Here is a 24,837-nt window from a genome sequence, read left to right on the forward strand (position 1 = left end):
CGGGCGACTGGCCTGGACCGACGGCACCCGCCCACCCGACATCAACCACGCCCACCACCCCGAAGAACTCCTCCACGGCAACACCGACCCACCGGACCGAAGCGATGAGTGATGTTGCCGCGCAGGAGGCTACGGCTCACCAGCGCCAGGGCCGGAACCACGGATGCCACCAGTGATTATCGGGCCATCCGCCACGGAAGCCGCGTCCGTAACCGTGGCCCCAGTCGTGGCCATGGTCGTAACCGCGCCAGTCGACGGGTTGCACCACGGCCGTGCCGGAACCGGCGCCTTCGGTGCTGGCGTTGGCGACGCCCACACCGATGCCGAGGCTGGAAACACCTATGGCGCTGGCGATCGCCACACTGCCGATAACCCGTTTGAGATTCATCCGAACTCCTCGAAAATGCCTATCTCTGAGGAAGATTGCGTTCTTCCACGAGTTCCAGAGTTCTCCGGGGGTGGGCGGACGTCGTCCCGGTTGACGCCCAAAACGGCCCCCCTGCTAGCCGGTAATGTCCGATGTCAATCGATCAGCGACCGAGGGCCAATCCGGCACATGGACAACCCAGTCCGGTATCTCACCGTCCTGCGGACCGAACAGATACAGGTGCGGAACGACGTCTCGGATGGCTGCGTGTACGTCGAGCCTGTCGTCGATCATGTGCGTGACGCCGAGTTCGCGGCAATGGGTGGCCTTGTCCGCGCGTTCGCGGCAGAACCGCAGGTTGCCGCGCGGCAGACCGGTGCGTCCGTAAAAGTCGTGATGGTCCAGCCAGGCAAGCGTCTTGAGTTGGGTTTCCACACCGCATTTCGAGATGATCCACGCCCTACCATCGAACAGCGTGACGAGGCGCGGGATGACCTCGAACGCACCGGGTGTCGCCGGCGACGCCATCGCGTCTTGAAGAGCGGAACCGAGGAAACTGGTGTCGGCTGCTTCGTCTGCTCCGAGGCCGCCCTCGATCACCCGGCCGAAGTCGATGCCGAGAATTGGCTCAGGCAGACGTCTTCACCTTGGCTGCCGCGGATTCGGGCATCGGCTCGTACCGGGCAAACGACCGGGTGAATGAGCCGGACCCGTGCGATAGCGAACGCAAATCGATTGCGTAGCGTGTCAATTCGACTTCAGGGATCTCCGCCTTGATCATCGTGCGGTCTTCGCCGACCTTATCTGTGCCGAGCACGCGTCCCCGTCGACCGGCCAGATCACCCATCACGGCGCCGACCATGTCGTCGGGGACCAACACCGCCACCACGTCGACCGGCTCGAGCAGGTTCACCCGCGTCGCGGCCGCCGCCTCCCGCAACGCCAGCCCGCCGGCCATCTGGAAGGCGAAGTCGGATGAATCCACGCTGTGCGCCTTACCGTCAAACAGCGTCACCCGGATGTCCACCACCGGATAGCCGGCGCCGACGCCCTTCTCCATCTGCGCGCGCACACCCTTTTCCACGCTGGGAATGAAGTTGCGTGGCACCGCGCCGCCGACCACCTTGTCGACGAACTCGAAACCCGCCCCTTCCGGCAGCGGCTCCACTTCGATGTCGCAGACCGCGTACTGGCCGTGTCCGCCGGATTGTTTTACATGCCTACCGTGACCTTTGGCGTTGCCGCCGAACGTCTCTCGCAGCGGCACCCGCAGCTGGACGGTGTCCACGGCCACACCGTAGCGGCGGCTCAGCGCGTCGAGCACCACCCCCGCGTGCGCCTCGCCCATGCACCACAACACGATTTGATGTGTCTCCGGGTTCTGCTCGATTCGCAGCGTCGGATCTTCGGCCGCAAGCCGTTGCAGGCCCACCGACAGCTTGTCCTCGTCAGTCTTCGCCCGTGGCTGCACCGCGATCGGCAGCAGCGGTTCGGGCATGGTCCACGGCTTGAGCACCAGCGGATCGGATTTATCGGACAGTGTGTCACCGGTTTCGGCACGGCTGAGTTTGCCGATCGCGCAGAGGTCGCCCGCCACCACCGACGGCGCAGGCCGCTGCTGCTTGCCAAGCGGGAACGACAGCGTGCCGATCCGCTCGTCCTCGTCGTGATCGGCATGTGCGGCCATCGCGCCGGTGTCGGTATGCGAGGAAAGGAAGCCGTCCGAACCGAAGAACTGCGAGAGATGGCCCGACACGTGCACCGTCGCGTCGGGCCTGATGGTTCCTGAGAACACCCGGACCAGGCTGACCCTGCCGACGTACGGATCCGATGTGGTCTTGACCACCTCGGCCAACAGCGGTCCGTTCGGATCGCAGGCCAACCCGTTGCGCGCCTTGCCCTGTGGCGTGAACACCTCCGGCAGCGTGTGCTCGGGCGGCGACGGGAACGCGCTGGTGATGATCTCGAGCAGTTCGAGCGTTCCGACGCCGGTGCCGCTGCAGGCCGGGATCACCGGGAAGAACGATGCCCGCGCGACGGCCTTTTCTAGATCATCGATCAGCACCGTCTGGTCGATTTCCTCACCGCCGAGGTAGCGCTCCATCAGTGTCTCGTCCTCGGACTCTTCGATGATTCCTTCGATCAGCGTGCCGCGCATTTCCTCGATCGCATCGGCGTAGGAATCGTCCGGCGGGTGCGTCCCACTGCGCTTACCGCCGGCGTATTCGTAGTGCGCCTGCGACAGCAGTCCGATCAAGCCCGTGCAGGGGGTGTCGGCGGCCAGATACAGCGGAAGCACCTTGTCGCCGAACGCTTCCTGCGCCGCGGCCAATGCTGTCTCGTAACTGGCTCGGGCATGGTCCAGTTTGGTGATCACCACGGCGCGGGGCATACCCACCTGCGCGCACTCCAGCCACAGCGACTTGGTCGGATCATCGACGCCTTCGTTGGCCGCGATCACGAACAGCGCGCAATCCGCGGCGCGCAACCCGGCGCGCAACTCGCCGACGAAGTCGGCGTAGCCGGGAGTGTCGATCAGGTTGACCTTCACCCCGTCATGTTGCAGCGACGCCAGCGCCAGGCCGACGGAGCGCTGCTGCGTGATCTCCGCCTCGTCGCTGTCACACACGGTGGTGCCGTCGACGACAGAGCCTTGTCTGGTGAGCACCCCGGAGGCAACGAGCAGCGCCTCGACGAGTGTCGTCTTGCCGCCACCCGATGGGCCCACCAGCACCACGTTGCGGATGGCGGCCGGACTGTCCGCGGTGGGGGCGGCTCCGGCGCCCTGGGAAGTTGTCGCTTTGTCAGCCATGACGTTCCTCCTGACAGCAGCAGCATCGCTACCGGGGCATGTGTTAAACCACAATTCCCCCAACCGACACCGAGCACAAGCGATTCGGCGACTTTGGTCAGCCCTACCTTGCGGGTAATCGACACGCGGTCACAGGGCCGCCAGTGTGGGCGCCATGACCAACTTCGACGAACTCGCACAGCGCTACATCGACACCTGGAACGAGACCGACCCGCACGCTCGCCGCGCCGCCGTGGACCAGCTCTACACCCCGGACGCCCGCTACACCGATCCGCTGGCGGCCGCCGAAGGACGCGACGCGATCGCCGCGATGATCGGTGCCGTGCACGAGCAGTTTCCCGGCTTCGTGTTCCGGTTGGCCGGGCCGGTCGACGGCCACCACAACCAAGCCCGGTTCCGCTGGGAGCTGGGCCCCGCGGGCGCCGAAGCACCGATCGTCGGCTTCGACGTGGCCGTCTGCGACGACTCCGGCCGCATCGAAGCCGTGCTCGGTTTCCTCGACAAGGTGCCCGCGCCGGCCTGATGGCCTAGGCCTGCCACAGCGTCCAGCGCTGGACCTCGACCGTGACCACCGGTCCGTCCAGCGCAACGCGTTGATACTGAACGTATTTCGCACGCAGCAGGGCATAGCAGGCGGCCATTTCCTCCCCGCTGTGGTGGACCGCCGCTATGCCGTCCGCGCGAACCCACCACAACTGGGTCCAATCGTCGTCGTAATGGTCGACGAGCATGCTGACCGCGGGGTTGGCTTCGATGTTGGCCAACCGGCGAAGCCGTTGAGTGGATTTACGTTTGGCGTCGACCGCCGTGTATACGACGCCGCCGTGAACCGCGAACACGACAGGCACCACATGTGGCTTCCCGTCGGCTCCGGCCGTGGCAAGCATCGCCACCGGCGACGCCGCGAACATGGCCTCTGCCTGATTGTCGGCCATCAGTCCAGAGTATTCCCGGCCGCCTCAGCGCACGAGATCCCTGAGGCGGCGCGCGACAGCAGGCCGTACAACGTCTGCTGATCCTCCGGTGTGAGCGCCTCGAGCACCCGCTGCTCGACACCGGTGAGAAGAGCTTCGACCTTCTTCAGGCGCGCCCGCCCCGCGTCGGTCAACGAGACGGTGTGGCGGCGACGGTCCTGCGGCGAGCGCCGGCGCTGCAGCAGGTCGTCGTTCTCCAACTCGTTCAACAGCGCGACGACGTTCGTCGGGTCCATGCCGAGCGTCACTGCCAGATCGGACTGGCTCTGCTCACCGTGGTCACGCAACAGCGTGAGCACGATGACGTGGCGGGCGCGCAGCCCCAGTTCCTCGAGTTCGGCCTCCGCCTCGGTCTGCATCCGGCGGGCCAGGTGGACGAGCAGCGGAGTGGACAGGTGCTCCGCGGGACGAACAATCGGCAGGTCATCCACCTGACCAGGCTACTGGAATAAAGCCACAGTCGGTCTTGTATAGATAATTTGTAGAACACAAACTATCTATGGAGGACTACACACGGCACACGTGCTGCACATCGACTCGTCGGTACAGGGTGACCGATCCGTCAGTCGTCGGCTGTCCGCCCGCGCCGCCGACCGCTGGCGTGCCACGCATCCGGGCGGGACCGTCACCTACCGCGACCTCGCGGCGAATCCGATCCCGCATCTCGACCCCGCGACCGCATCGACGCTGAGCACCGTGCTCGTCGACGAGATCAAGCGGGCCGACACCGTGCTGCTGGGCCTGCCGCTGTACAACTTCGGCGCGCCGAGCACCGTTCATGCGTGGGTGGACCACATCGTTGCGCCGGGCTTGTCCATCGACCCCGACACCGGCCAGGGTCTGCTCGGCGACACCGATTTCGTCGTGTTGGCGAGCCGCGGCGGCGGATACGGACCCGGCACCCCTCGCGAAGGTTGGGACCACGCGCAGCCGTGGCTGACACACGGCGTGTCGATGACCGGTCTGCAGCCGCGATTCATCACCGCGGAACTCACGATGGCTGACGTCAATCCGGCGATGGCCGAACTGCGGCCGCTGGCCGCCGACAGTCTGAACCGCGCGCTCGCCGCAGTCGACCAGTTGTGGACCGCAGGCGAGAACGCCGCGTAGCCTCACGGAGGCATGGAGTTCCGCGAACTCGCCGCATTCGTCGCGATCGTCGAGGAGGGTGGGCTTTCGGCAGCCTCCCGGCGCCTTCACATCAGCCAGCCCGCGCTGTCGCAGACCGTGAACAACCTCGAGCGCGAGTTGGCCGTCAAGCTGTTGGTGCGCAGCAGCACCGGCGTGCGGCCGACGGCGGCGGGACACACGCTGCTGGGCGAGGCCCGCGCCGTGCTGGCGCGCCGCGACCAGGCGCTCGCGACGATGGCCGAACTGACGGCCGGGGGCATCAGCGTGATCCGGGTGGGCGTCCCGCTGGAGCTGGACCCCGACGTGCTGCCACCGGCGTTGGCGCGCTTCGCCGCGAAATCCCCCAACACGCGGGTGGTTCCGCGTCAGTTGTCCACTGCGGCGCAATTCGCGGCGTTGCGCGACGATGCGCTCGACGTCGGCCTCGTGCGTGAGCGCCCCACCGGTCCCGAGTTCGACGCGATGCTGGTGTCGCGGGAGAATCTCGGCGTTTTGATCGCCTCGGAGATGGCGGATCAACTCGTCGGTCCCGACGGTGTGCAGTTGGCCGCATTGAAGAGGCTGAAGTGGGTCGGTTTCCCACGCGCGGGCAGTCCGGCCTGGTTCGACGAAGTGACCTCGATCTTCCGCAGACACGGCATCGACGCGGGCCCTCCGGTGCCGGACGGCCTCGAGTTGATCGCGGCGATGAAGTACGCGTCGGTCAGCTCGGGCCATGCGTTCGCGCTCGCCCCGTCACGGCTGGTCGAGCAGATGCCGGATACCGTCGTGTGGGCGCCGCTCGCGGGCAATCCGCTGGTCCGCAGGACATGGGCGGTGTGGCCGGCCAGTCTGCGCAGGCGCGATGTCGGAATTTTGATCACCCAGTTCGAGACCGCCGACGACAGCTGACCCTAGGGCGCGACGGCGAGCTGACCCCCCGTTGCATGCAGAATGGCGCCGTTGATGTAGCTGGCCTCGGGTGACGCCAGAAAGGTTGCGGCCCTGGCGATCTCCTCGGGATCGGCGACTCGACCCAGCGTGGTGGTGGTCGCAAGCGCGCCGGTGAGGCCAGGCAACACCGAGGTGCCCGGCGTCTCCGTCGGTCCTGCCGCCACAGTGTTGACGCGTACACCGGAGCGACCGAACTCATCGGCCCATACCCGGGTCAGCAGTTCGAGGCCGGCCTTGGTGGCGCCGTAGATGCCTGCGTGACGAGCGGGCGTCGACGCGGCCAAGGTGCTGATGTTGACCACGGCACCGTGTCCGCGCTCGGCCATGCCTGGCACGAGCTTCTGCACCAGGATGAAGGGCGCCCGCATGTTGACGTTCACATGCTCGTCGAAGAACGCGTCATCGGTATCCGCGGTAGCCCCGAACTGGTAGACACCTGCATTGTTGATCAGGATGTCGACGGGGCCGACCTCGTCTGCCAACCGGCGGACGTCGTCGGCGTTCGACAAGTCGGCAGCCACGAAACGGGCCTTACCGCCGCCGTTTTCAATCGCCCGCACCGTCTCGGCGCCGCGCGCGGCGCTGCGGCCGTGGACGACGACCTCGGCGCCGAGAGCGGCCAATTGTGAAGCGATCGCTTTGCCTATGCCCGAGGTCGCGCCGGTTACCAACGCGTCGAGCCGTCAAGTGTTGATGTCATACCTGAGGTAAATAGCGACCGTTGACCGACTGTTCCGCGTCCGCGATGCGTCCACGTTATGGCAGCGATCGGTCGCGGATATCGGGCGTGGTCAATGACGCCCGCCGCGAGGCTGCGGCGCGACACTGAGCGGTGATCGGGTGACGTTGATCTCAGGGCCCTTCGTCTGCCGCGGCTGCACTCGCGGAGCCTCGTATCGGGGGGCCTGGTTCACCGGCGCCGCGGTTTCCGGCGGGGGAGCAGGCGGCGGTGGCGCTGGCGGCGGCGCCGCCTCGCTGCTCGCCACCTGCAAGGGCGCGACGCTGGTCGGCGCCGTCGGGGTCACCGAGGACGTCACCTCGGGCACGGTGCCGTCGGCGCCACCGCGGAACACCAGCAGCACGCCCGACACCACGATCGCCGCCATCGCGGCGGATGCCGCGACAATCGCGGTCATCGCCTGTTTGGTGCGATACCAGGGCACGGGCGCCGGTTTGAAGCTCCACGTGCTGGCGTTGAACGCGTCGAACCCATCGTGGCCGGCGTCCACATCCGGTTGGTTATCCCAGAAGTTGTCGTCGGGGTCATCCCACTGATCGTCGCCAGGGCCCTTCAACAAGTCGTCGGGCGTCTCGGCCGGATCCGCGTCAAACGCCAGGTCATCACCGGTCAACCCGTCCGCGTCGGCCTGGTCGTCCCAGAGATAGTCGAAGTCCCCCGAGGCTTCGCGTTCAACCACACAGCGATGCTATCGCCCGGACCAGGGCAAATGGGCCGTCAGCCGAAATCCGCCTGAGTCGAGAGAACGCACAGCGACATCACCGCCGCCACGATAGGGTTCGGTCGCCCCGGTCGGATTCATTCACCATCGTGACTCGGCGCCGTTACCGCCGGGCCACTGCGCGGTCTCTCGCCCATCGGAAGGTTTCGCCAATGTACAAGTCGCTCCTGGCGGTCACCGCCGCATCCACCCTCGTGTTCTCGACCGTGATCGGCTGCGCCCCGCCGCAGAAGGACAACTCAGGCGGCAAGACAGAGTCCGGCGTGAACGTCAGCGAGGCGAAGTCGGCGGCCGACTTCGGCGGAATGGATGCCCTTGTGGCCGCGGCCAAAAAGGAGGGTGAGCTCAATGTGATTGCGCTGCCACCAGATTGGGCCAATTACGGCGCCATCATCAAGGCGTTCTCGGACAAGTACGGCATCAAGGTCAACTCGGCGCAGCCAGACGCGGCCAGCCAGGACGAGATCAACGCCGCCAATCAGCAGAAGGGCAAGAGCACCGCGCCCGATGTGTTCGATCTCGGCCAATCGGTGGCGCTGGCCAACACGGCGGTGTTCGCGCCGTACAAGGTCGCCACGTTCGACGACATCCCCGCCGCATTCAAGGATGCCAACGGCGCGTGGGTCAACGACTACGGCGGCTACATGTCGATCGGATTCGACAGCAGCAAGGTGCCGCCGATCGGCAACGTCAATGACCTCCTCAAGCCCGAATACAAGGGCAAGGTGGCGCTGAACGGCGATCCGACACAGGCAGGTGCCGCGTTCTCCGGCGTGCTGATGGTTGCGCTGTCCCAAGGCGGGTCGGTTGACGACATCGCGCCAGGTGTCGAGTTCTTCCGCAAGCTCAAGCAGGCGGGCAACTTCCTGCCGGTCGATCCCACTCCGGCGACCATCGAGTCGGGCCAGACACCGGTGGTCCTCGACTGGAACTACCTGAACGCCGCCACCACCGCGAAGCTGCCGAGCTGGCAGGTCTTCGTTCCACAGAACGCGGTGGTTGCCGGCTACTACTACCAGGCCATCAACAAGGACGCCCCGCATCCCGCGGCGGCCAGGCTCTGGCAGGAGTTCCTGTACAGCGATGAAGGCCAGAACCTCTACGCCGCAGGCGGGGTGCGTCCGGTGCGCGCCGACCAGATGTTGGCGGCGGGCACCATCGACAAGGCGTCGGTGACCAAGATCCCCGTCATCGACGGTCCGGTCACCGTGCCGAGCCCCGACCAGACCGATAAAGCCACCAAGTACCTGTCGGAAAACTGGGCCAAGGCGATCGGCTGACCGTGCTACGCAAGCTGCGCGACGGGCTTCCGTTGCTGCCCTTCCTTGCCCTCGTGGTGATCTTCTTGATCATCCCGACGGTGACGGTGATCTTCAGCGCTTTCTTCGCCGACGGTGCGTTCTCATTGGCGAAGATCCAGGCGCTGTTCTCCGACACCGCGCTGAGCGCGTTGTGGAAGAGCGTGCTGCTCTCGGGGAGCACCGCACTGATCGGGGCGGTGCTCGGCGCGGTGCTGGCGTGGCTGATCGTCAGCAGTCCGCCGACCTCAATGGTGCGACGCGCGGTCATCTCGTTGTGCAGCGTGTTGGCCCAGTTCGGCGGCGTTGCTTTGGCATTCGCGTTTCTCGCCACGATCGGGTTGAACGGTGTGCTGACGTTGTGGGTGCAGCAGATGTTCGGCATCAACCTCGCGGGCTCGGGCTGGCTCTACGCGCTGCCTGGTCTGATCCTGGTGTACACCTACTTCCAGATTCCGCTGATGGTGATCGTGTTCGTGCCTGCGCTCGAGGGACTGCGGGATCAATGGCGGGAGGCCGCGGTCAGCCTCGGCGCGTCCACGTGGCGCTACTGGCGTGAAGTGGCGGTACCGCTGTTGACCCCCGCGTTCCTCGGTTCGGCACTTCTGTTGTTCGCCAATGCCTTTGCCGCCTACGCCACGGCGGCCGCGCTGGTCAGCCAGGGCAGCCCGATCGTGCCGCTGCTGATCCGCGCCGCGCTCACCAGTGAAGTGGTGCTCGGCCAGTCGGGCTTCGCGTACGCGCTGGCGCTGGAGATGATCATCGTGGTGGCGTTGGTGATGGTGGCCTACAACGCCTTGGTGCGCCGCACTGCGAGGTGGCTGCGATGAGCCGCATCGTTCGCCCTGTGCTGTGGCTGGCGTTCGGGCTGTTCTTCTTGTTTCCGTTGTACGCGATGGCGGACTTCTCGACCCGCAATCTGATCGCCGGTGGCCGCACCGCGCAGGCGTGGCAGAACCTGGTCGCCGACGAGGCGCTGTACCAGTCGATCGTGATCTCGTTGCTGCTGGCCGTTTTCACGGTGATCGCGATGCTTCTCGTGCTGGTGCCGACCATGATATGGGTGCGGTTGCGTACGCCGTGGGCCAAGGGGATGGTGGAATTCCTCTGCCTGCTGCCGCTGACGATCCCGGCGCTGGTGATCGTGGTGGGACTGCGCAACGTCTATCTGTGGGTGACGTATTTCCTTGGTGAATCGGCGCTGACGCTGACATTCGTCTACGTCGTGCTGGTGTTGCCGTTCGCATACCGGGCGATCGACGCCGCGTTGGCGTCCATCGACCTCAAGACTCTCGCCGAGGCGGCCCGGTCACTGGGCGCCGGTTGGGCGACCACGATCCTGCGAGTCGTCGTGCCCAACATCTGGTCCGGAATACTGTCGGCGGCTTTCATTTCCATCGCGGTGGTGCTCGGCGAGTACACCATCGCGTCGCTCTCCGGCTATCAGACGCTGCAGGTGCAGATCGTGCAGATCGGCAAGACCGACGGACCGACGTCGGTCGCCGCGTCGCTGGCCGTGCTGCTGTTCGGCTTCCTGCTTCTGCTCATCCTGTCGCTGGTGACTCGCGGCCGCCGCAGGGCCACCGTCGAGAACGTCGTCCAACCTGGAGCCGCCGCATGACAACCAACGGAGTCGCCGTCGAACTCACGGACTTGACACGGGTTTATGGCAGTGTCAAGGCGCTCGATGGGCTCACCTTGCACATCGAGCCCGGCGAACTGGTTGCCTTGCTCGGCCCGTCAGGCTGCGGGAAGACCACAGCGCTGCGCATCCTCGCCGGCCTCGACGAGGCCACTTCAGGGAGCGTGTCGGTGGGTGGCCGCGACGTCAGCAATGTGCCTGCCAACAAGCGCGACATGGGCATGGTGTTCCAGGCGTACAGCCTGTTCCCACACCTGACCGTGTTGGACAACGTCGCGTTCGGCTTGAAGATGCGCGGAAAACCGAAGAGCGAACGTACTTCTCGGGCCGCCGACATGCTCGACCTGGTCGGCCTTTCCGCGCACAAGCACAAGTACGCCAGCGAGCTGTCCGGCGGCCAGCAGCAGCGCGTCGCGCTGGCCCGCGCACTCGCGATTCAACCGCGGGTGCTGCTTCTCGACGAACCGCTGTCGGCGTTGGACGCCAAGGTGCGCACCCAACTGCGGGATGAGATCAGGCGCGTGCAACTCGAGGTCGGCACGACGACTCTGTTCGTCACGCATGACCAGGAGGAGGCGCTGGCCGTCGCAGACCGGGTCGGCGTGATGAGCCAGGGCAAGCTCGAGCAGTTGGCCGCCCCGGCCGAGCTGTACGCCAACCCCGCCACGCCGTTCGTCGCCGAGTTCGTCGGCCTGAACAACAAAGTGCCAGCCGATGTTTCGGGAGGCCAGGCGCGTCTGCTCGGTACGTCGGTGCCCGCGCTCGAGGGGTCCGTGGCGGGAAGTGGCCTGGCGATGGTGCGGCCGGAGTCGGTTACCATCACCGCCGACCCGCGGGGTTCAGCGACCATCAGTTCGGTGGCTTTCCTCGGGCCGATCTCCCGGGTCTATGCCGCACTTGAAGACGGCACTGTGATCAGTTCGCAGATGGTCAGCTCGAAGGCGAAGACGTTCGCGCCTGGCGACCGGGTGACGGTCGGTGTCGAGCCGACCGGCGTGCTAGTCGTGCAGGCCTCCTGACCAACCACGGTCGCGGGCAACCAAATTGGCAATGGTCTCGCGCCGCACCAGTTCCTCGACGCGCCCGTGTTTCACCGCGACGATCGGTGGCCTGCCCACCATGTTGTAGTTCGACGCCATGCTGTGCTGATACGCGCCGGTGCACGCCACCGCCAGCAGATCGCCGGGGTGCACATCGGCGGCCAAGGCCACGTCGCGGGCGATCTCGTCGCCTGATTCACAGTGCCTACCGGCGACCGTCACCCGGTTCGTCGCGCCCAGAGCGTGCCGGTTGACCAGCGCCACAGTGTATTTCGCACCGTACAAGGCGACGCGCGGGTTGTCGGACATGCCGCCGTCGACCGCCACGAAGGTGCGGCCGCCGGGTTGGGATTTCACCGAGACGACGCGGTACAGCGTGACGCCTGCGCGGGCGCTGATCGCCCTGCCGGGTTCGACCACGATGCGCGGCCGGGGGAACCGCCTTGCGGCGCACGCCCAGTCGAGCGCGTCGGAGATGATGTCGGACAGCTGTGAGACGCTCAACTCGGGATCACCTGAAACATACGGGATTCCGTGCCCGCCGCCGATGTTGAGCTCCGGCAGCGTGACACCGTGAGCTCGCCGGATGTCGGCCATGGCGGCGATCATCCGCCGGATCACCTCGCCGTACAGCGTCGGGTCAGTGACCTGCGAGCCGATGTGGCAGTGCAGGCCGACCAACTCCAGCGCAGGTTGATGAAGGACGCGTTGGGCGGCGGCGAGCGCGTGCCCGTCGCTGAGGGCGAAGCCGAACTTCTGGTCGTCGACGCCCGTCGTGACCGCGGGGTGGCCGCCGATGTCGATGCCCGGCGTGACCCGGATCAGCACCTGCTGCGGACGCCTTGCCACACAGGACAGGTAGGCGATCTCCATCGGCGAATCGATCACCACCCGGCCAACGCCGACCGCCGCGGCGTCGCTCAACTCGTCGACCGGTTTGGCGTTGCCGTGCAACACGATCCGCGCGGCATCCACACCGCCGGCCAACGCGGTCGCCAGCTCACCGGCCGAGCTGACGTCCACACCCGCACCCTCCTCGGCCACCCAGCGCGCGACGCGGGTGGTCAGGAGTGACTTCGCGGCGTAGCGAATCTCGACGTCGCGAAGCATCGTGCGGTAGGTATGCAGTCGGTGCCGGAAGTCGGCCTCATCCAGAACATATGTGGGGGTGCGGAATTCGTCTGCGATGTCGGTCAATGGCACATCGCCGACGCACAGCCTGCCGAGCTCGTCAACCGAGGTTGTCAGCGGCCAGATCGCCGGATCGATTCGGGATGCGGCGGCGTTGTGCAGGGACGGCAAAAAGTCCAGCAAGGTCATGAGGCCACCGTGCGCCAGTCGACGTCGGATGGCACGAACCTTGACGGGGTCTTGACGGGCAGCGGGTCAATATTGATGCGCTGCGCTCAGACACCTCACACGTCTTTGACCGGTTCGATGCCGAGATCCCGGTAGGTGACCAGCGCCACGAACGGCACGTTGCGCGCGGCGAAGCGTTCGGTGGCCACGTCGCCGCGGTCAACCATCGGGATCACGCCGGTGACCACGGCGCCCGCCGCCGTCACCCGCTCGTAGGCCTTCTCGGTGGAGCCGCCGGTGCTGATCACGTCGTCGACAAGCAGCACCCGCATGCCCGGTTCGATCCGGGTGCCCTCGATCCACTGCTCGCGGCCGCGCTGCTTCTGCTCCTTGCGGACGGAGAACCAGGCCTTGCCGGTGACCATCGCGACCCCGTGCGCCAGCGGGTCGGCGCCCATCGTGAGCCCGCCGACGGCGTCGAATTCGATCCCGTGCCGCGCTGCCAGGTCGGCCACAGCCCTGCTGACGATGCCCAACCGCTCTCCCGTGTCGACGGCGAACTTGCCATCGATGTAGTCGTGCGACAGCTGGCCGCTGGCCAACTTGAACGGCTCCTCGCGATGCTCATAGCCGCGGCTGCGGATGAGATCGAAGGCGGCTTGCCAGGTGTCCGGGCGGTCGGTGACAGACATATCGAGAGCCTAGGTCAGGCGTCCCGGGCGCGACGCGTCAACTCGACCGTGGCCGAACGCAATTCATCGAAGGACTGAATCGGGTTCGCATAACCGATGCGGGTGTAGGCGACGCCGCGAGGGGTGACCACCCGCAGGTCCAGCCCATAGCGGTCGGCGCCGGTGCAGGTGGCCGCCGTGGTGTCCGGGTATCCGCCGAGGGTCTGCGCCATCGCCACCAGCGCAGCGGCATGGTCGTCGTTGAGGTGCGCGATCGCGCCGTCGGCGTGCGGTGACACCGGATCCGGTTCGGCGGCGTAGTACGCCTCGCCCGTCGCGGAGTCCATCCGGCCGTAGCCGCCGACCCACCGCACTCGGTGCACGCGCAGCACCCACAGCGTGAAGTCGCTGTAGTCGATGTAGTACTTCGCTGCCGCGACGGCCGCGAGGTGCGCCTCCCTCGCCGCGGCCGCTTCGTCTCCTGCCGGTTGCTCGACGACGCCCGCGAGGGTGACGCGGCCGCTGGCCAATGGATCGGATTCGCGCTGCGGCGCCACGATCGCGATGCTGGCCCGCGGGTCGGCGGCCAGATTGCGGCCGTGCTCGGCCAGATTCGACACGCACAGCACCGGCGCGCCGCCGAGCAAGCCATAGGTGACAAACGATGCCCACGGGTCGCCGTCGGCGGTCAAGGTCGCAAGTGTGCCGGTGTTCGTCGCCGCGGCGATGGTGCGGGCCTCCTCGGCCGCCGACGGCCGAACCGCGTTGATGACAGCGGTGAGCGGGGGAGGGACCGACGGGCGCGCCGAATCGGAGCCCGGGTCGCCGTGATCACGGGACGCCACGTCGGCACGATACCCAACGGCCGCGAGGGTTTTGAATTCGGTGAGGTATTTCGGCCCTTTCAAATCGCATCACTGTGCGAAGATAAACGGGATTATGCGATTGACGGACAACGATTCTCTTCGGTGGTGAGGAGGTTCGGCAATGCGGTTCATCTCGTCCGTTTGCGTGTTCGCCGCCTGCCTCGTGATCATCGCCGCAAATGCCGGGATCGGCTACGCGGATACGGGCGAGACTGCCGGTGCCGAACCCGAAACTGCCGCAGCCCCCGGCAAATCCGACCGGAACGATTCCGACTCGAAGGCGAACGGCGCCAGCAATCCCGATCCGCCCAGCAGCACCATCGGTAATGGCCGCGAAGAGGTCGGAGTCGAAACCAGAGCCGGTGAGAAAAAGAATAACGACACAAAACCCGCGACGAAGAAATACACGGGGTCTTTCGTCATTCCTTACTTCCGCATCCCTCGGCAAAAAGAGCTACCGCCGAAGGGCTTGCCGGACCCGTCGCTGTTCTACGGGACCATCGTGATCCCGGTGCCAACGCTCGGCGACTTCCTCGCGGCGATGCAACCACAACCGCCGGCGCCCGCCCCGGCTCCGTCGTTCAAGATGCGGGGGGAGGAGGCGCCGCCGGTGGTGGACTCCTCCGGAGGCGGCGGTGTCGATCCGTTGGCGGTCGGTGTCGCAGCCGAGCCGCCTGTGCTGCAGGCGCCTCTGGTGATTGCGCCGCTGCCCGTCCCACTGCCGCCGGCGCCCCCGCCGTTCGCTCCGGTCGGCGCAGGGGCGAATGCCCCGCCGGCGTCAGTAGCCCCGGCTGAAGTACCCGTTCCGGTGCTCCGCGGTTCGCCGCCGCCTGCGCCGGAACCGGTCGCCAGTCCGGTGACGCCGATGAGCGCTGCGCCGACGAGGCTCGGCTATCAACGCGAACTACGCGGCTCCCGCCAGGCCGAGCTGACCATGCTCGCTCTGCCAGGAGTTGCGGGGCTGCTGCTGCTCACCATGTCCGGAGGCGTCATTGGCTATCGGCAGGCCAACAGCGCCCGCATGTTGTGCACGCAGCGCGCCGCCCGGTTCCTGCGCTGACCGACCGCTAGCCGCCCAGCGCGGCGTTGCCTACTAGCCGCCGAGCGCGGCGTTGCCTACTAGCCGCCGAGCGCGGCAATCAGATCCTTGATCCTGCTCGTCTCTTCTTCGGTCGCCGGTTCCTCGGCCTCGACGTCCTCGATGATGTCCTTGCGCAGACCGACGCCGTTGGCCGCTTCCTTGGTGGACAGCTTGGCCCGTCCGCGCGCTACGTACAGTCGCTGCCCGAGCGTCGCACCGGGACCGTTGGCGGCGGTTTCCATCAACTCGTCGTAACGGCGGCGGACACCGCTGAGGGCGACGATGACCGACGGGGTGACCCGACTGCGGCCAGCGGCCTCCGACAACGACGCCTGAAGTTTGCGGAGGCCGGCGAGGATGATGCCCGCGCGGTGTGGAAACTCCGGATCGTGCACATCTGGAAGCGTGTCGATGGCGGCGGAGTACATGTGCATCGCCGCGTCGGCCATGCCGACAATTACTGGAGCTTCACCGTCATTGGGCGTCGAATCAGCCACGGCCACTCGATTCTTTATCGAAAAAATTGCGCCAGTGATGGCCAGATCGCCACGCTGACGGATCTAGGACGCGGAAACCGTAACCCGACTTGATTGCGGTTTCAACTGGTGGCCGTTGAGCGATTCAGTTTCGGCAGACATGGGTAGGTTTGAAGGCTGATGGACCAAAGCAGCGGGAACGTCGCACACGATCCAACCAAGGGCAGCCACGTCGAGCACGGCGTGGTGGAACATCCCACCGCCGAAGACTTCGGCCATGCGCGCGCACTACCGGAGGACCGCACCTGGTTCAAGCGCGCGGTGTTCTACGAGGTGTTGGTGCGCGCGTTCTATGACTCGAACTCCGACGGTTCCGGCGACTTGCGCGGCCTATGCGAACAACTCGACTACCTCAAGTGGCTTGGCGTCGACTGTCTTTGGCTGCCACCGTTCTACGACTCGCCGCTGCGCGACGGCGGCTACGACATCCGCGACTTCTACAAGGTGCTGCCCGAGTTCGGCACCGTCGACGATTTCGTCGATCTGTTGGACGCGGCCCATCGCCGGGGCATCCGCGTCATCACCGACCTCGTCATGAACCACACGTCGGATTCGCACGAATGGTTCCAGGAATCGCGGCGCAACCCTGACGGTCCGTACGGCGATTACTACGTGTGGAGCGACACCAGCGAGCGGTACAGCGACGCCAGGATCATTTTCGTCGACACCGAGGAGTCGAACTGGACGTTCGATCCCGTTCGGCGCCAGTTCTACTGGCATCGGTTCTTCAGTCATCAGCCCGACCTGAACTACGACAACCCCGCCGTGCAGAACGCGATGCTCGACGTGCTGAGGTTCTGGCTCGACCTCGGCATCGACGGTTTCCGATTGGACGCGGTGCCGTATCTGTTCGAGCGGGAAGGCACCAACTGCGAGAACCTGCCCGAGACCCACGCGTTCCTCAAGCACTGCCGCAAGGTGATCGACGACGAGTTCCCCGGCCGCGTGTTGCTGGCCGAGGCGAACCAGTGGCCCGCCGATGTGGTCGAGTATTTCGGTGACCCGGACACCGGTGGCGACGAATGTCATATGGCGTTCCACTTCCCGCTGATGCCCCGCATCTTCATGGCGGTACGACGCGAGTCCCGGTTCCCGATCTCGGAAATCCTTGGCCAGACTCCGCCCATTCCGGACATGGCGCAGTGGGGCATCTTTCTGCGCAACCACGACGAGTTGACGCTCGAAATGGTCACCGACGAAGAGCGCGACTACATGTACGCGGAGTACGCCAAGGATCCGCGGATGAAGGCAAACGTCGGCATCCGCCGTCGGCTGGCCCCGCTGCTGGAGAACGACCGCAACCAGATCGAGTTGTTCACCGCGCTGCTGCTGTCGCTGCCCGGCTCGCCGGTGCTGTACTACGGCGACGAGATCGGGATGGGCGACATCATCTGGCTGGGCGATCGGGACGGGGTCCGCACGCCGATGCAGTGGACACCCGACCGCAACGCGGGGTTCTCGACCGCGACGCCGGGCCGGCTGTATCTGCCGCCGAACCAGGATGCGATCTACGGCTATCAGGCCGTCAACGTCGAGGCGCAACGCGACAGCTCGAACTCGCTGCTGAACTGGACGCGCACCATGCTCGGGGTGCGCCGACGACACGAGGCGTTCGCGATCGGCACCTTCCGCGAACTCGGCGGTTCCAATCCGTCGGTGCTGACATTCGTTCGCGAAGTGGAGGAGGACGGGCAGAAGGACACCGTGTTGTGCGTGAATAACCTTTCGCGGTTCCCGCAGCCGATTGAGATGAATCTCCAGACCTGGAGCGGGTACACCCCAGTCGAGATGACCGGGTACGTTGAGTTTCCCCGCATCGGCCAGTTGCCTTACCTGCTGACCCTGCCCGGCCACGGCTTCTATTGGTTCCAGCTGCGGCCGGCGGAACCTGGAGACCAGCAATGAAAGCAATGAGCCTGCCGTTCGACGAATGGATCGTCCACCAACGCTGGTACGCCGGACGCAACCGTGAACTGGTGTCCGCGGAGCCCGCCGTGGTGGTGCCGCTCAGGGACGACCTCGACTTGGTGGCACTCGATGTTGCGTACCGCGAGGGGCCGAGCGACCGGTACCAGGTGATCGTCCGCTGGGACGGCCGAGCCGCGGGCGCGGCGACATCAGGCGGAAGTCCGATCGAGGAATACGCGGACATCGCGACGATCGGCGCGGAGGACGACCGCACCGCCTACGACGCGCTCTACAACCCAGCTGACGCTAAATACCTGCTGTCGCTGATGGATTCATCGGCAGCCGTTGGCGACGTCCGGTTCGTCAAGGAGCCCGAGGTGACGCTGCCGGTGGACGCCGCGCCGCGGGTGTCCAGTGCCGAGCAGTCGAACACCAGCGTGATCTTCGAGGAACGAGCCGTGTTCAAGGTGTTCCGCAGGATCACGCCAGGAGTCAACCCGGACATCGAACTCAACCGCGTGCTCGCCCGCGCAGGCAACGAGCACGTGGCCAGGCTGCTCGGCTCCTATGAGACCACGCTCGCCGGCGAACCGTACGCGCTCGGCATGGTCACCGAATTCGCGGCCAACTCCGCGGAAGGCTGGGATATGGCGACGGCAAGCACCCGCGACCTGTTCGCAGAAGGCGACCTCTACGCCGACGAGGTGGGCGGCGACTTCGCGGGCGAGTCGTACCGGCTCGGCGAGGCGGTGGCCTCCGTTCACGCCACACTCGCCGACCAACTCGGCACAACGACAGTCGTGTTCCCGGCCGACACCATGCTGGACCGGTTGTCCGCCGCGGCCGCGGCGGTACCCGAATTCCAGGAGTACGTCGCGCTGATCGAGGAGCGCTACCGAAAGCTCGCCGAGGAGACCATCACCGTCCAACGCGTGCACGGCGACCTGCATCTCGGGCAGGTGCTTCGCACACCCGCGGGATGGCTGCTGATCGACTTCGAAGGCGAACCCGGCCAACCGCTCGACGAGCGGCGCCGTCAGGACTCGCCGCTGCGTGACGTGGCAGGTGTGCTGCGGTCGTTCGAGTACGCCGCGTATCACCGGTTGATGGAGCAGTCGGCGGACGGGGACAACGAACGGCAACTCGGTGCGCGTGCCCGCGAGTGGGTGGACCGCAACGCCGCGTCGTTCTGCGAGGGCTACGCCGAAGTCACGGGCGCCGACCCTCGCGACTCGCGGCACGTTCTCGAGGCCTACGAACTCGACAAGGCGGTGTACGAGGCCGCATACGAGGCGCGGCACCGGCCGAGTTGGTTGCCGATCCCGCTGAAGTCGATCGCCAGGATCGTCGGTTAGCCCCGAACGTCAGGCCAAGCCCCGGATCACATCGGCGGCAGGCTTGGGTGACCAGTCGGTGCGGTACACGCCGTAGTTGTCCTGGGCGTTGCCGTTGCCGGTGTTGCGGTCCCGCGTGGTGTACACGAACGCGGGACCGGCGCCGGGTAGTCCGCGCCACGTGACGATGAAGTCCTGGATCCACGCCGCCTGCGTCGCCTCGTCGACCTTCGAGGTGGCCTCGCCGAACTCGGTGGCCCAGATCTGCTTTCCGCCATCACCGTTGGCGTTCATCGCCCCGCGCAGGCCGTCGTACAGGCCGCGCGGCGAATTCGCCTTGCCCGTCGAGAACCGCGCGTCGGTGTTGCTGGTGAACAGGTACGGGTGAAACGCCACCGCATCGAACGAGCCGCCGCCACCCGCGGCGTAGACGTTGTTCAGGTAGTCGACGGGGTTCTTGGTGATCGAGAAGAAGTTGATGGTCGGGCTCAACCCGCCCATCACGACGGTCGCGCCGGAGTCGCCGCCCTTGATCGCGGGGTAGGCGGCCTTGAGCATCTGGGCATACCGATCCGGCTGCGGTCCTGCGGCGCCCGCGTTCCAGAACTGGACCGCGTTCTCTTCGTTCCACACCTCATACGCGGCGATGCGGCCCGCGAAGTGCGAGGCGACCGTGCCGGCGAAGCTCGCGAACGTGTTGGGGTCCGCGGGTGGGCTCGAGATCGCGGGTCCGCCTCCGGTGGCCCAACCCGGGGTCGAGTTGAGCAGGGCCACGACGGCGATACCCCTGGCGTTGGCCGCGTTGACGATCGTGTCCGCCTGGCCCCAGTCGTACGAGTCCGGGGCGGGCTGGATAGCAGCCCACGGCATCAGGATTCGGGCGCTGTGCACACCCGTCGACACCATCAGGTCCAGTTGCCGGTTGACGTCGTCAGGGGAGAGGAACCACAACCACGAGTCGGCGAAACCGAGCGACCCCACCGCGGCCGTCTCGCGCACTTGGTAATTCTGCGGCCTCGACTCCGGGGACAGCACGTTGGTCAAGGTCACCGACAGCAATATGACAGCCGCCAGCGCCATGACGCTCTTCAGCAAGGTACGCAACCCAACCCCTTATCTCGGGACCCGACAAGTGACATCAACAGATGTATCGGTATTTCTCCGCAAAAAGTAACAAAACCGCGATAGTCGGTTTGCCGCCGACCGCCGCAATCACGGCGAGCGTCAATAACCGTGTGGTCGGCACGTGTTCATGGTGTTGCGGTCGGCGCGCATTTTCGAAGTCACCGCGGCAATGCATCGGCGCTTCTGCTGTTCATCGTCACCATCAGTTTCCTGCCCACCACCACAGGTGTTTTCGAGGGCGTCCGACGCCCTGCGGGCGACCCGCAGCAGTCTCCCCGGTTCCTCACAGGCCCACGCAACCTCGCGGTGACTCACTGGCGGGTGTGACTTCGACGCTGGACATGCCCGCTGCCAACCTCGACAACGCACGGCCCACCCGGTGGAGCGCCGACACGCGGCATCGGGTGGGCCTCGTCGTGCTGCTGATCGCCACCGCGGTGATGTACCTGTGGAACATCACCATCAATGGGATGGGTAACCAGTTCTATGCCGCTGCCGCACAGGCGGGTTCGAAGAACTGGGAAGCGGTGCTGTTCGGCTCGCTTGATCCGCACAACTTCATCACCGTCGACAAGCCGCCCGTCTCGCAATGGGTGATGGGGCTGTCGGGGCAGCTGTTCGGGTTCAGCAGCGCCAGCATGATGATCCCGCAGGCGCTGATGGCGGTCGCCGCGGTCGCGCTGCTCTACGGTGCCGTCGCCCGTATCAGCGGCCCGCGGATCGGATTGCTCGCGGGCGCGGTACTGGCCCTGACACCGGTGGCGGCGTTGATGTTTCGATTCAACAACCCCGATGCAGTGATGGTGCTGCTGATGATGGCCGCGGCGTACTGCACGGTCAGGGCTCTCGAGCAGGCAAGTCCGCGGTGGCTGGCCTTGGCGGGGGTGGCGCTGGGATTCGCGTTCCTGGCGAAGATGCTCGAAGGGTTGATGGTGGCGCCCGCGCTTGCGGCGGCGTATCTGACCGCCGCGCCGACGACACTGCGGGGTCGGCTGCGACACGTGCTGGTGGCCGCGGTCGCGTTCGTTGTCGCCGCGGGCTGGTTCGTGGTACTGACGCTGCTGTGGCCGGCCTCCACGCGCCCGTACATCGCCGGTTCCACCGACAACAACTTCATGAATCTGGTGCTGGGCTACAACGGGTTTGCCCGGGTGTTGGGCAAGAACCACATGGGCTTCGGCACACCCGCCCATGTCGTCGGGCTATCGGCAGGAGCCCAATTACGCACCGGCGGGCACGGTTTCGGCGGCTTCGGCAACCAGTCGCATGGCTTGCCCCGGCTGTTCAGCGGTGAATTCGGATTCGAGATCGGTTGGCTGGTGCCCGCGGCGCTGCTCGCGACGATTGTGGTGGTGCTGTCCCGTGGCCGCGCGCCGCGAACAGACCTGACGCGGGCCGCGGCGATACTGTTCGGCGGCTGGCTGATCGTCGACGGGCTGGTGCTGAGTTTCATGCACGGCACGATCCACGCGTACTACTGCATGTCCATCGCGCCACCGGTGGCGGCGATGTTCGCCATCGGTGTGCGCGAGCTGTGGCGGCTGCGGGAAAAGTGGCTCTACCGCGCCGGTTTGGCGGTGCTGCTCAGCGGGACGGGCGTTTGGGGCTGGTACATCCTTGGCCGCAACGCCGGATGGCTGCCGGCCTTGCGGTGGGCCATTCTGCTGCTGTCGGTCGTTGCGGCGATCGCCCTGCTCGCCCCGTGGACACACCGGCAGCGGCACGGCGTGGCGATCGGTGTGCTTGGCGCAGGGGTGGTGGCCGCGCTTGCAGGGCCAGCGGCGTATGCGATCGTCACCATCGGTCAGCCGCACGAAGGCGGCGGCCCGACCGTCGGGCCCGCCGACAAGGATCCGCAGGCGCACTTCTGGTTCGCCCAGGGCGCCGACAATCCCGGCCTCAGCGCGATCCTGAAGAACTCCGATACCGAATGGTCGGCGGCAGTGCTGCGGTCGTCGATTGCGGCAAACCTCGAATTGTCCTCCGGCACTGCGGTGATGGCGATCGGCGGATTCTCGGGCAGCGATCCGGTGCCGACGTTGAGCGAGTTCAAAGACGATGTGGCGCGGCACAAGGTGGCGTACTACTTGGTGCTGAACAGCCGAGGCCACGGGCCGACGTGGGGCAGTCGCGGTCACACCGACATCGCGGACTGGGTTGCCGCCACGTTCCGCCCGACGAACGTCGGCGACGCCACCGTGTACGACCTGTCGGCGCCCAAGTAGCCGCGCGGATGCCCTAGCGAACCAGTCGGCGCAGCAGCGCCGAGGCCATCGCGATGCCGAGGACCGCTGCCAGCAGCAGCACCCCGATGTCGAGGAAGGTGTTGCTCGGTGTGTCGATCAGCAGTCCGCGCAACGCATTCACCTCATAGGACAGCGGGTTGATCGCCGACAGCCAGCGCAGCCACTGCGGCATGACGTCGACGGGATAGAGAGCGTTGGACGCGAAGAACAGCGGCATCGTGATGGCCTGGCCGATCCCCATCATGCGGTCACGGTGGCGCACCAGCCCGGCCAGAGTCATTGACAGACAGGCGAAGAACGCCGCGGCGAGCACCACCACCGCCATTGCGGCGAGGATCTTCAGCGGGTTGACCGTCAGCTGGGCGCCGAGCAGGTAGGCCAGCGCCAGTACTCCGATCACCTGCACCACCGAACGCACGCCCGCGGCGAACGCCTTTCCGGTGATCAGCGCCGACGCCGGAGCGGGCGTCACCATCAGCTTGGCCAGGATGCCCGCGTCCCGGTCCCAGATGAGTTGGATTCCATAGAAGATCGAGATGAACATCGCAGACTGCGCGATGATGCCCGGTGCCAGGAAGGCGAGGTAGGGCACGTCGCCGGTGTCGATCACCCGCAGCCGGTTGAAAGTCTGACCGAAGATCAGCAGCCACAGCGCGGGCTGCACCATCCTGGTGAACAGCTCGGTGTGGTCGTGGCGCAATTTCTGCAGTTCCACGATCGCGAAAGCGCTCATCCGCATGGTCATTCCGCGGATGCGGCGCCAGCCGCGCGGCGCGCGGACGATCTGCACGTCGATGTTCTGATCAACTGACACGGCGAGCCGTCCTCCTGGTGTTGCGGATCGCGCGGAAACCGGTCTGCGAGGCGTCCTCACCGAGATCCGATCCGGCGTATTGCCGGAAGACGTCTTCCAACGTCGCATCCGGTGAGACGGTCCGCTTCAATTCGGCGGGCGTGCCCACCGCCTGCAGCTGACCGTGGTGCATCAACGCCACCCTGTCGCAGAGCGCGTCGGCCTCGGCCATGTAGTGGGTGGTGAGCAGTACGGTCATGCCGAAGGTTTTCTGCATGTGCTCGACTTGGTTCCAGACGCTGTCGCGCGCAATGGGATCCAGACCGACGGTCGGCTCGTCCAGAATCAGCAACGAGGGCCGGTTCACCAGCGCCTGTGCCAACTCCAGCCGCCGTACCATGCCGCCGGAGTAGGTGCCTGCGACCGCGTCGGCGACGTCCAGCAGCTGCATCGCCTGCAGTACTTCGTCGACCCGGTCGGTGCGTTCGCTCCTCGGCACGTCGTACAGCCGGGCGAACAGCTCGACGTTCTGCCTGCCGGTCAGCGCTGCCTCTATCGAAAGTTGTTGCGGCACATAGCCGATGTTGTGCCGGATGTCCATCGTGTGTCTGCGGGAGTCGAGGCCGAACACGGCCACCTGCCCGCTCTGCACCGGGGTCAGCGTGGTCAGCACCCGAACCACCGTGGTCTTTCCGGCACCGTTGGGGCCGAGCAGCCCGACCGTCTCGCCGCAGCGCACCTGCAGGCTGAGGTCGTCGACCGCGGTGAACTGCCCGTAGCGGTGGGTCAAGTGCTGACAGTCGATCGCGAGCGGTGTCATCGTGTGCGCCTTTCATGCAGCATTTGGGTCATCTCGGCGAGTACCTCCAGTCCCTGCTCCAGGCTGTCGAGCTGATCGGCGTCCAACTCGTCGAGCACCGCGGCCAGTGCGGCGCGTCGCGCGGCGCGAGATTCGTCGGCGATCCGCTGAGCCGACTCCGTCAGCCGCAATCGACCGACCCTGCGGTCGTCCGCGTCGACGGTGCGCAGGAGCAGGCCGTCGGCCGTCAGCTTGGACACCAGTGTCGACGCCGTATTCGGCACCAACCCCAACTCGGCGGCCGCCTCCCGCACGGAGATACCCGGTTGGCGGCCGACCAAGCGCAGCATCTCGGCCTGCGACTGGGTCAGTCCGGTGGCGTCGAATCCGCTGCCGGTCGACCGGCGTAGCTGTCGCCGGAACCGTCCGACCACGTTGAACAGTTCGGCGATCAGATCGGTACGGGTCTCCACGACTGCCGATGATACCTCTGTTACAGAGGTATCCGGCCGGTCCTTGGCG

At 66.2% G+C, this 24,837-nt stretch carries 26 protein-coding genes; 11 read left to right on the forward strand and 15 right to left on the reverse strand.

Annotation, left to right across the window (positions count from 1 at the left end; genetic code table 11):
* Positions 1-136: 136 nt before the first annotated feature.
* The 3 genes from ACGFK1_RS30215 to ACGFK1_RS30225 all read right to left on the reverse strand — a co-directional run bounded on the left by ACGFK1_RS30215 (position 137) and on the right by ACGFK1_RS30225 (position 3,179).
* Positions 137-388, reverse strand: a complete 252-nt coding sequence (locus ACGFK1_RS30215) for a hypothetical protein (RefSeq protein WP_393438548.1) — start codon at positions 386-388, stop codon at positions 137-139.
* A gap of 114 nt (positions 389-502) precedes the next feature.
* Positions 503-967 (reverse strand): hypothetical protein, encoded by a 465-nt coding sequence (locus tag ACGFK1_RS30220; protein WP_393438551.1) that lies wholly within the window; start codon positions 965-967, stop codon positions 503-505.
* Positions 968-995: 28 nt separating this feature from the next.
* Complete coding sequence (locus ACGFK1_RS30225) at positions 996-3,179, reverse strand: elongation factor G-like protein EF-G2 (RefSeq protein ID WP_393438554.1); 2,184 nt, start codon at positions 3,177-3,179, stop codon at positions 996-998.
* Positions 3,180-3,333: 154 nt separating this feature from the next.
* On the opposite strand from ACGFK1_RS30225, the gene ACGFK1_RS30230 reads away from it, so the two are divergent.
* On the forward strand, positions 3,334-3,702 hold the full coding sequence (locus ACGFK1_RS30230; RefSeq protein ID WP_393438557.1) for a nuclear transport factor 2 family protein: 369 nt from the start codon (positions 3,334-3,336) through the stop codon (positions 3,700-3,702).
* A gap of 4 nt (positions 3,703-3,706) precedes the next feature.
* Here ACGFK1_RS30230 and ACGFK1_RS30235 read toward each other — a convergent pair whose 3' ends face one another.
* On the reverse strand, positions 3,707-4,114 hold the full coding sequence (locus ACGFK1_RS30235; RefSeq protein ID WP_393438560.1) for a TIGR03668 family PPOX class F420-dependent oxidoreductase: 408 nt from the start codon (positions 4,112-4,114) through the stop codon (positions 3,707-3,709).
* Entirely contained in the window at positions 4,114-4,584 is a 471-nt protein-coding gene (locus ACGFK1_RS30240; RefSeq protein WP_393438563.1) for a MarR family winged helix-turn-helix transcriptional regulator, read from the reverse strand. Before ACGFK1_RS30240 ends, ACGFK1_RS30235 begins: the two co-directional genes overlap by 1 nt.
* Positions 4,585-4,675: 91 nt before the next feature.
* Between ACGFK1_RS30240 and ACGFK1_RS30245 the strand changes: the two genes are divergently transcribed.
* Positions 4,676-5,263, forward strand: coding sequence for an FMN-dependent NADH-azoreductase (locus ACGFK1_RS30245; RefSeq protein WP_393438565.1), 588 nt, complete (start codon positions 4,676-4,678; stop codon positions 5,261-5,263).
* Positions 5,264-5,275: 12 nt separating this feature from the next.
* Complete coding sequence (locus ACGFK1_RS30250) at positions 5,276-6,175, forward strand: LysR family transcriptional regulator (protein ID WP_393438568.1); 900 nt, start codon at positions 5,276-5,278, stop codon at positions 6,173-6,175.
* A gap of 2 nt (positions 6,176-6,177) precedes the next feature.
* Here ACGFK1_RS30250 and ACGFK1_RS30255 read toward each other — a convergent pair whose 3' ends face one another.
* Both ACGFK1_RS30255 and ACGFK1_RS30260 read right to left on the reverse strand, forming a co-directional pair.
* Positions 6,178-6,840, reverse strand: a complete 663-nt coding sequence (locus tag ACGFK1_RS30255; RefSeq protein WP_393438571.1) for an SDR family NAD(P)-dependent oxidoreductase — start codon at positions 6,838-6,840, stop codon at positions 6,178-6,180.
* 168 nt (positions 6,841-7,008) lie between these two features.
* Positions 7,009-7,635 (reverse strand): hypothetical protein, encoded by a 627-nt coding sequence (locus ACGFK1_RS30260; protein ID WP_393438574.1) that lies wholly within the window; start codon positions 7,633-7,635, stop codon positions 7,009-7,011.
* Between the two features lie 194 nt (positions 7,636-7,829).
* On the opposite strand from ACGFK1_RS30260, the gene ACGFK1_RS30265 reads away from it, so the two are divergent.
* The 4 genes from ACGFK1_RS30265 to ACGFK1_RS30280 are packed head-to-tail and all read left to right on the forward strand — an operon-like array spanning position 7,830 to position 11,636.
* Entirely contained in the window at positions 7,830-8,957 is a 1,128-nt protein-coding gene (locus ACGFK1_RS30265; RefSeq protein ID WP_393438577.1) for an ABC transporter substrate-binding protein, read from the forward strand.
* On the forward strand, positions 8,954-9,805 hold the full coding sequence (locus ACGFK1_RS30270) for an ABC transporter permease (RefSeq protein WP_393438777.1): 852 nt from the start codon (positions 8,954-8,956) through the stop codon (positions 9,803-9,805). The genes ACGFK1_RS30265 and ACGFK1_RS30270 overlap by 4 nt, the downstream gene beginning before the upstream one ends.
* Complete coding sequence (locus ACGFK1_RS30275; RefSeq protein WP_393438580.1) at positions 9,802-10,596, forward strand: ABC transporter permease; 795 nt, start codon at positions 9,802-9,804, stop codon at positions 10,594-10,596. The genes ACGFK1_RS30270 and ACGFK1_RS30275 overlap by 4 nt, the downstream gene beginning before the upstream one ends.
* On the forward strand, positions 10,593-11,636 hold the full coding sequence (locus ACGFK1_RS30280) for an ABC transporter ATP-binding protein (RefSeq protein ID WP_393438583.1): 1,044 nt from the start codon (positions 10,593-10,595) through the stop codon (positions 11,634-11,636). Before ACGFK1_RS30275 ends, ACGFK1_RS30280 begins: the two co-directional genes overlap by 4 nt.
* Here ACGFK1_RS30280 and lysA read toward each other — a convergent pair.
* From lysA to ACGFK1_RS30295, 3 genes are all read right to left on the reverse strand, one after another.
* Positions 11,616-12,977, reverse strand: a complete 1,362-nt coding sequence (gene lysA, locus ACGFK1_RS30285) for a diaminopimelate decarboxylase (protein WP_393438586.1) — start codon at positions 12,975-12,977, stop codon at positions 11,616-11,618. The two genes, ACGFK1_RS30280 and lysA, sit on opposite strands and share 21 nt — an antisense overlap.
* A gap of 95 nt (positions 12,978-13,072) precedes the next feature.
* Positions 13,073-13,648, reverse strand: a complete 576-nt coding sequence (pyrE, locus tag ACGFK1_RS30290) for an orotate phosphoribosyltransferase (protein ID WP_393438588.1) — start codon at positions 13,646-13,648, stop codon at positions 13,073-13,075.
* Positions 13,649-13,662: 14 nt separating this feature from the next.
* The gene (locus ACGFK1_RS30295; protein WP_393438591.1) at positions 13,663-14,472 is read right to left on the reverse strand and encodes a HugZ family protein; all 810 of its coding nucleotides are present in this window, start codon (positions 14,470-14,472) and stop codon (positions 13,663-13,665) included.
* A gap of 142 nt (positions 14,473-14,614) precedes the next feature.
* Between ACGFK1_RS30295 and ACGFK1_RS30300 the strand changes: the two genes are divergently transcribed.
* Positions 14,615-15,553, forward strand: a complete 939-nt coding sequence (locus ACGFK1_RS30300) for a hypothetical protein (protein WP_393438594.1) — start codon at positions 14,615-14,617, stop codon at positions 15,551-15,553.
* Positions 15,554-15,612: 59 nt separating this feature from the next.
* On the opposite strand, the gene ACGFK1_RS30305 is transcribed toward ACGFK1_RS30300, so the two are convergent.
* Positions 15,613-16,002: a hypothetical protein gene (locus ACGFK1_RS30305; RefSeq protein ID WP_393438780.1), complete on the reverse strand. Its 390-nt coding sequence runs from the start codon at positions 16,000-16,002 to the stop codon at positions 15,613-15,615.
* A gap of 228 nt (positions 16,003-16,230) precedes the next feature.
* Here ACGFK1_RS30305 and treS point away from each other — a divergent pair, with 228 nt between their 5' ends.
* Together treS and ACGFK1_RS30315 are read left to right on the forward strand one after the other, a co-directional pair.
* The gene (gene treS, locus ACGFK1_RS30310; RefSeq protein ID WP_393438597.1) at positions 16,231-18,015 is read left to right on the forward strand and encodes a maltose alpha-D-glucosyltransferase; all 1,785 of its coding nucleotides are present in this window, start codon (positions 16,231-16,233) and stop codon (positions 18,013-18,015) included.
* Positions 18,016-18,020: 5 nt separating this feature from the next.
* Positions 18,021-19,373, forward strand: a complete 1,353-nt coding sequence (locus tag ACGFK1_RS30315) for a maltokinase (protein ID WP_393438783.1) — start codon at positions 18,021-18,023, stop codon at positions 19,371-19,373.
* Between the two features lie 9 nt (positions 19,374-19,382).
* On the opposite strand, the gene ACGFK1_RS30320 is transcribed toward ACGFK1_RS30315, so the two are convergent.
* Positions 19,383-20,456, reverse strand: coding sequence for a cellulase family glycosylhydrolase (locus ACGFK1_RS30320; protein WP_393438600.1), 1,074 nt, complete (start codon positions 20,454-20,456; stop codon positions 19,383-19,385).
* Positions 20,457-20,818: 362 nt separating this feature from the next.
* On the opposite strand from ACGFK1_RS30320, the gene ACGFK1_RS30325 reads away from it, so the two are divergent.
* Positions 20,819-22,702: an ArnT family glycosyltransferase gene (locus ACGFK1_RS30325; RefSeq protein ID WP_393438785.1), complete on the forward strand. Its 1,884-nt coding sequence runs from the start codon at positions 20,819-20,821 to the stop codon at positions 22,700-22,702.
* A 13-nt stretch (positions 22,703-22,715) separates the two neighbouring features.
* Here ACGFK1_RS30325 and ACGFK1_RS30330 read toward each other — a convergent pair whose 3' ends face one another.
* Genes ACGFK1_RS30330 through ACGFK1_RS30340 form a run of 3 tightly spaced genes read right to left on the reverse strand, consistent with a single transcriptional unit; the run spans position 22,716 to position 24,788 of the window.
* Positions 22,716-23,468 carry an ABC transporter permease gene (locus ACGFK1_RS30330; protein ID WP_393438788.1) on the reverse strand — a complete coding sequence of 251 codons (753 nt, stop codon included), beginning with the start codon at positions 23,466-23,468 and terminating at the stop codon, positions 22,716-22,718.
* Positions 23,469-23,526: 58 nt separating this feature from the next.
* Positions 23,527-24,336 carry an ATP-binding cassette domain-containing protein gene (locus ACGFK1_RS30335; RefSeq protein ID WP_393438603.1) on the reverse strand — a complete coding sequence of 270 codons (810 nt, stop codon included), beginning with the start codon at positions 24,334-24,336 and terminating at the stop codon, positions 23,527-23,529.
* Complete coding sequence (locus ACGFK1_RS30340; protein ID WP_393438606.1) at positions 24,333-24,788, reverse strand: MarR family winged helix-turn-helix transcriptional regulator; 456 nt, start codon at positions 24,786-24,788, stop codon at positions 24,333-24,335. The genes ACGFK1_RS30335 and ACGFK1_RS30340 overlap by 4 nt, the downstream gene beginning before the upstream one ends.
* Positions 24,789-24,837: the final 49 nt, after the last annotated feature.

The organism is Mycobacterium sp. NPDC048908 (assembly GCF_043197955.1).
Lineage (GTDB): Bacteria > Actinomycetota > Actinomycetes > Mycobacteriales > Mycobacteriaceae > Mycobacterium.

What these genes read in the sequence shown, in the direction of transcription:
- ACGFK1_RS30250 (WP_393438568.1), top strand. Translation starts at nt 5,276, where the DNA reads ATGGAGTTCCGCGAACTCGCCGCATTCGTCGCGATCGTCGAGGAGGGT.
- ACGFK1_RS30300 (WP_393438594.1), top strand. Translation starts at nt 14,615, where the DNA reads ATGCGGTTCATCTCGTCCGTTTGCGTGTTCGCCGCCTGCCTCGTGATC.
- pyrE (WP_393438588.1), bottom strand. Translation starts at nt 13,648, where the DNA reads ATGTCTGTCACCGACCGCCCGGACACCTGGCAAGCCGCCTTCGATCTC.
- ACGFK1_RS30335 (WP_393438603.1), bottom strand. Translation starts at nt 24,336, where the DNA reads ATGACACCGCTCGCGATCGACTGTCAGCACTTGACCCACCGCTACGGG.
- ACGFK1_RS30280 (WP_393438583.1), top strand. Translation starts at nt 10,593, where the DNA reads ATGACAACCAACGGAGTCGCCGTCGAACTCACGGACTTGACACGGGTT.
- ACGFK1_RS30230 (WP_393438557.1), top strand. Translation starts at nt 3,334, where the DNA reads ATGACCAACTTCGACGAACTCGCACAGCGCTACATCGACACCTGGAAC.
- ACGFK1_RS30275 (WP_393438580.1), top strand. Translation starts at nt 9,802, where the DNA reads ATGAGCCGCATCGTTCGCCCTGTGCTGTGGCTGGCGTTCGGGCTGTTC.
- ACGFK1_RS30235 (WP_393438560.1), bottom strand. Translation starts at nt 4,114, where the DNA reads ATGGCCGACAATCAGGCAGAGGCCATGTTCGCGGCGTCGCCGGTGGCG.
- ACGFK1_RS30225 (WP_393438554.1), bottom strand. Translation starts at nt 3,179, where the DNA reads ATGGCTGACAAAGCGACAACTTCCCAGGGCGCCGGAGCCGCCCCCACC.
- ACGFK1_RS30265 (WP_393438577.1), top strand. Translation starts at nt 7,830, where the DNA reads ATGTACAAGTCGCTCCTGGCGGTCACCGCCGCATCCACCCTCGTGTTC.
- lysA (WP_393438586.1), bottom strand. Translation starts at nt 12,977, where the DNA reads ATGACCTTGCTGGACTTTTTGCCGTCCCTGCACAACGCCGCCGCATCC.
- ACGFK1_RS30305 (WP_393438780.1), bottom strand. Translation starts at nt 16,002, where the DNA reads ATGTACTCCGCCGCCATCGACACGCTTCCAGATGTGCACGATCCGGAG.
- ACGFK1_RS30325 (WP_393438785.1), top strand. Translation starts at nt 20,819, where the DNA reads ATGCCCGCTGCCAACCTCGACAACGCACGGCCCACCCGGTGGAGCGCC.
- ACGFK1_RS30315 (WP_393438783.1), top strand. Translation starts at nt 18,021, where the DNA reads ATGAGCCTGCCGTTCGACGAATGGATCGTCCACCAACGCTGGTACGCC.
- treS (WP_393438597.1), top strand. Translation starts at nt 16,231, where the DNA reads ATGGACCAAAGCAGCGGGAACGTCGCACACGATCCAACCAAGGGCAGC.
- ACGFK1_RS30330 (WP_393438788.1), bottom strand. Translation starts at nt 23,468, where the DNA reads ATGACCATGCGGATGAGCGCTTTCGCGATCGTGGAACTGCAGAAATTG.
- ACGFK1_RS30215 (WP_393438548.1), bottom strand. Translation starts at nt 388, where the DNA reads ATGAATCTCAAACGGGTTATCGGCAGTGTGGCGATCGCCAGCGCCATA.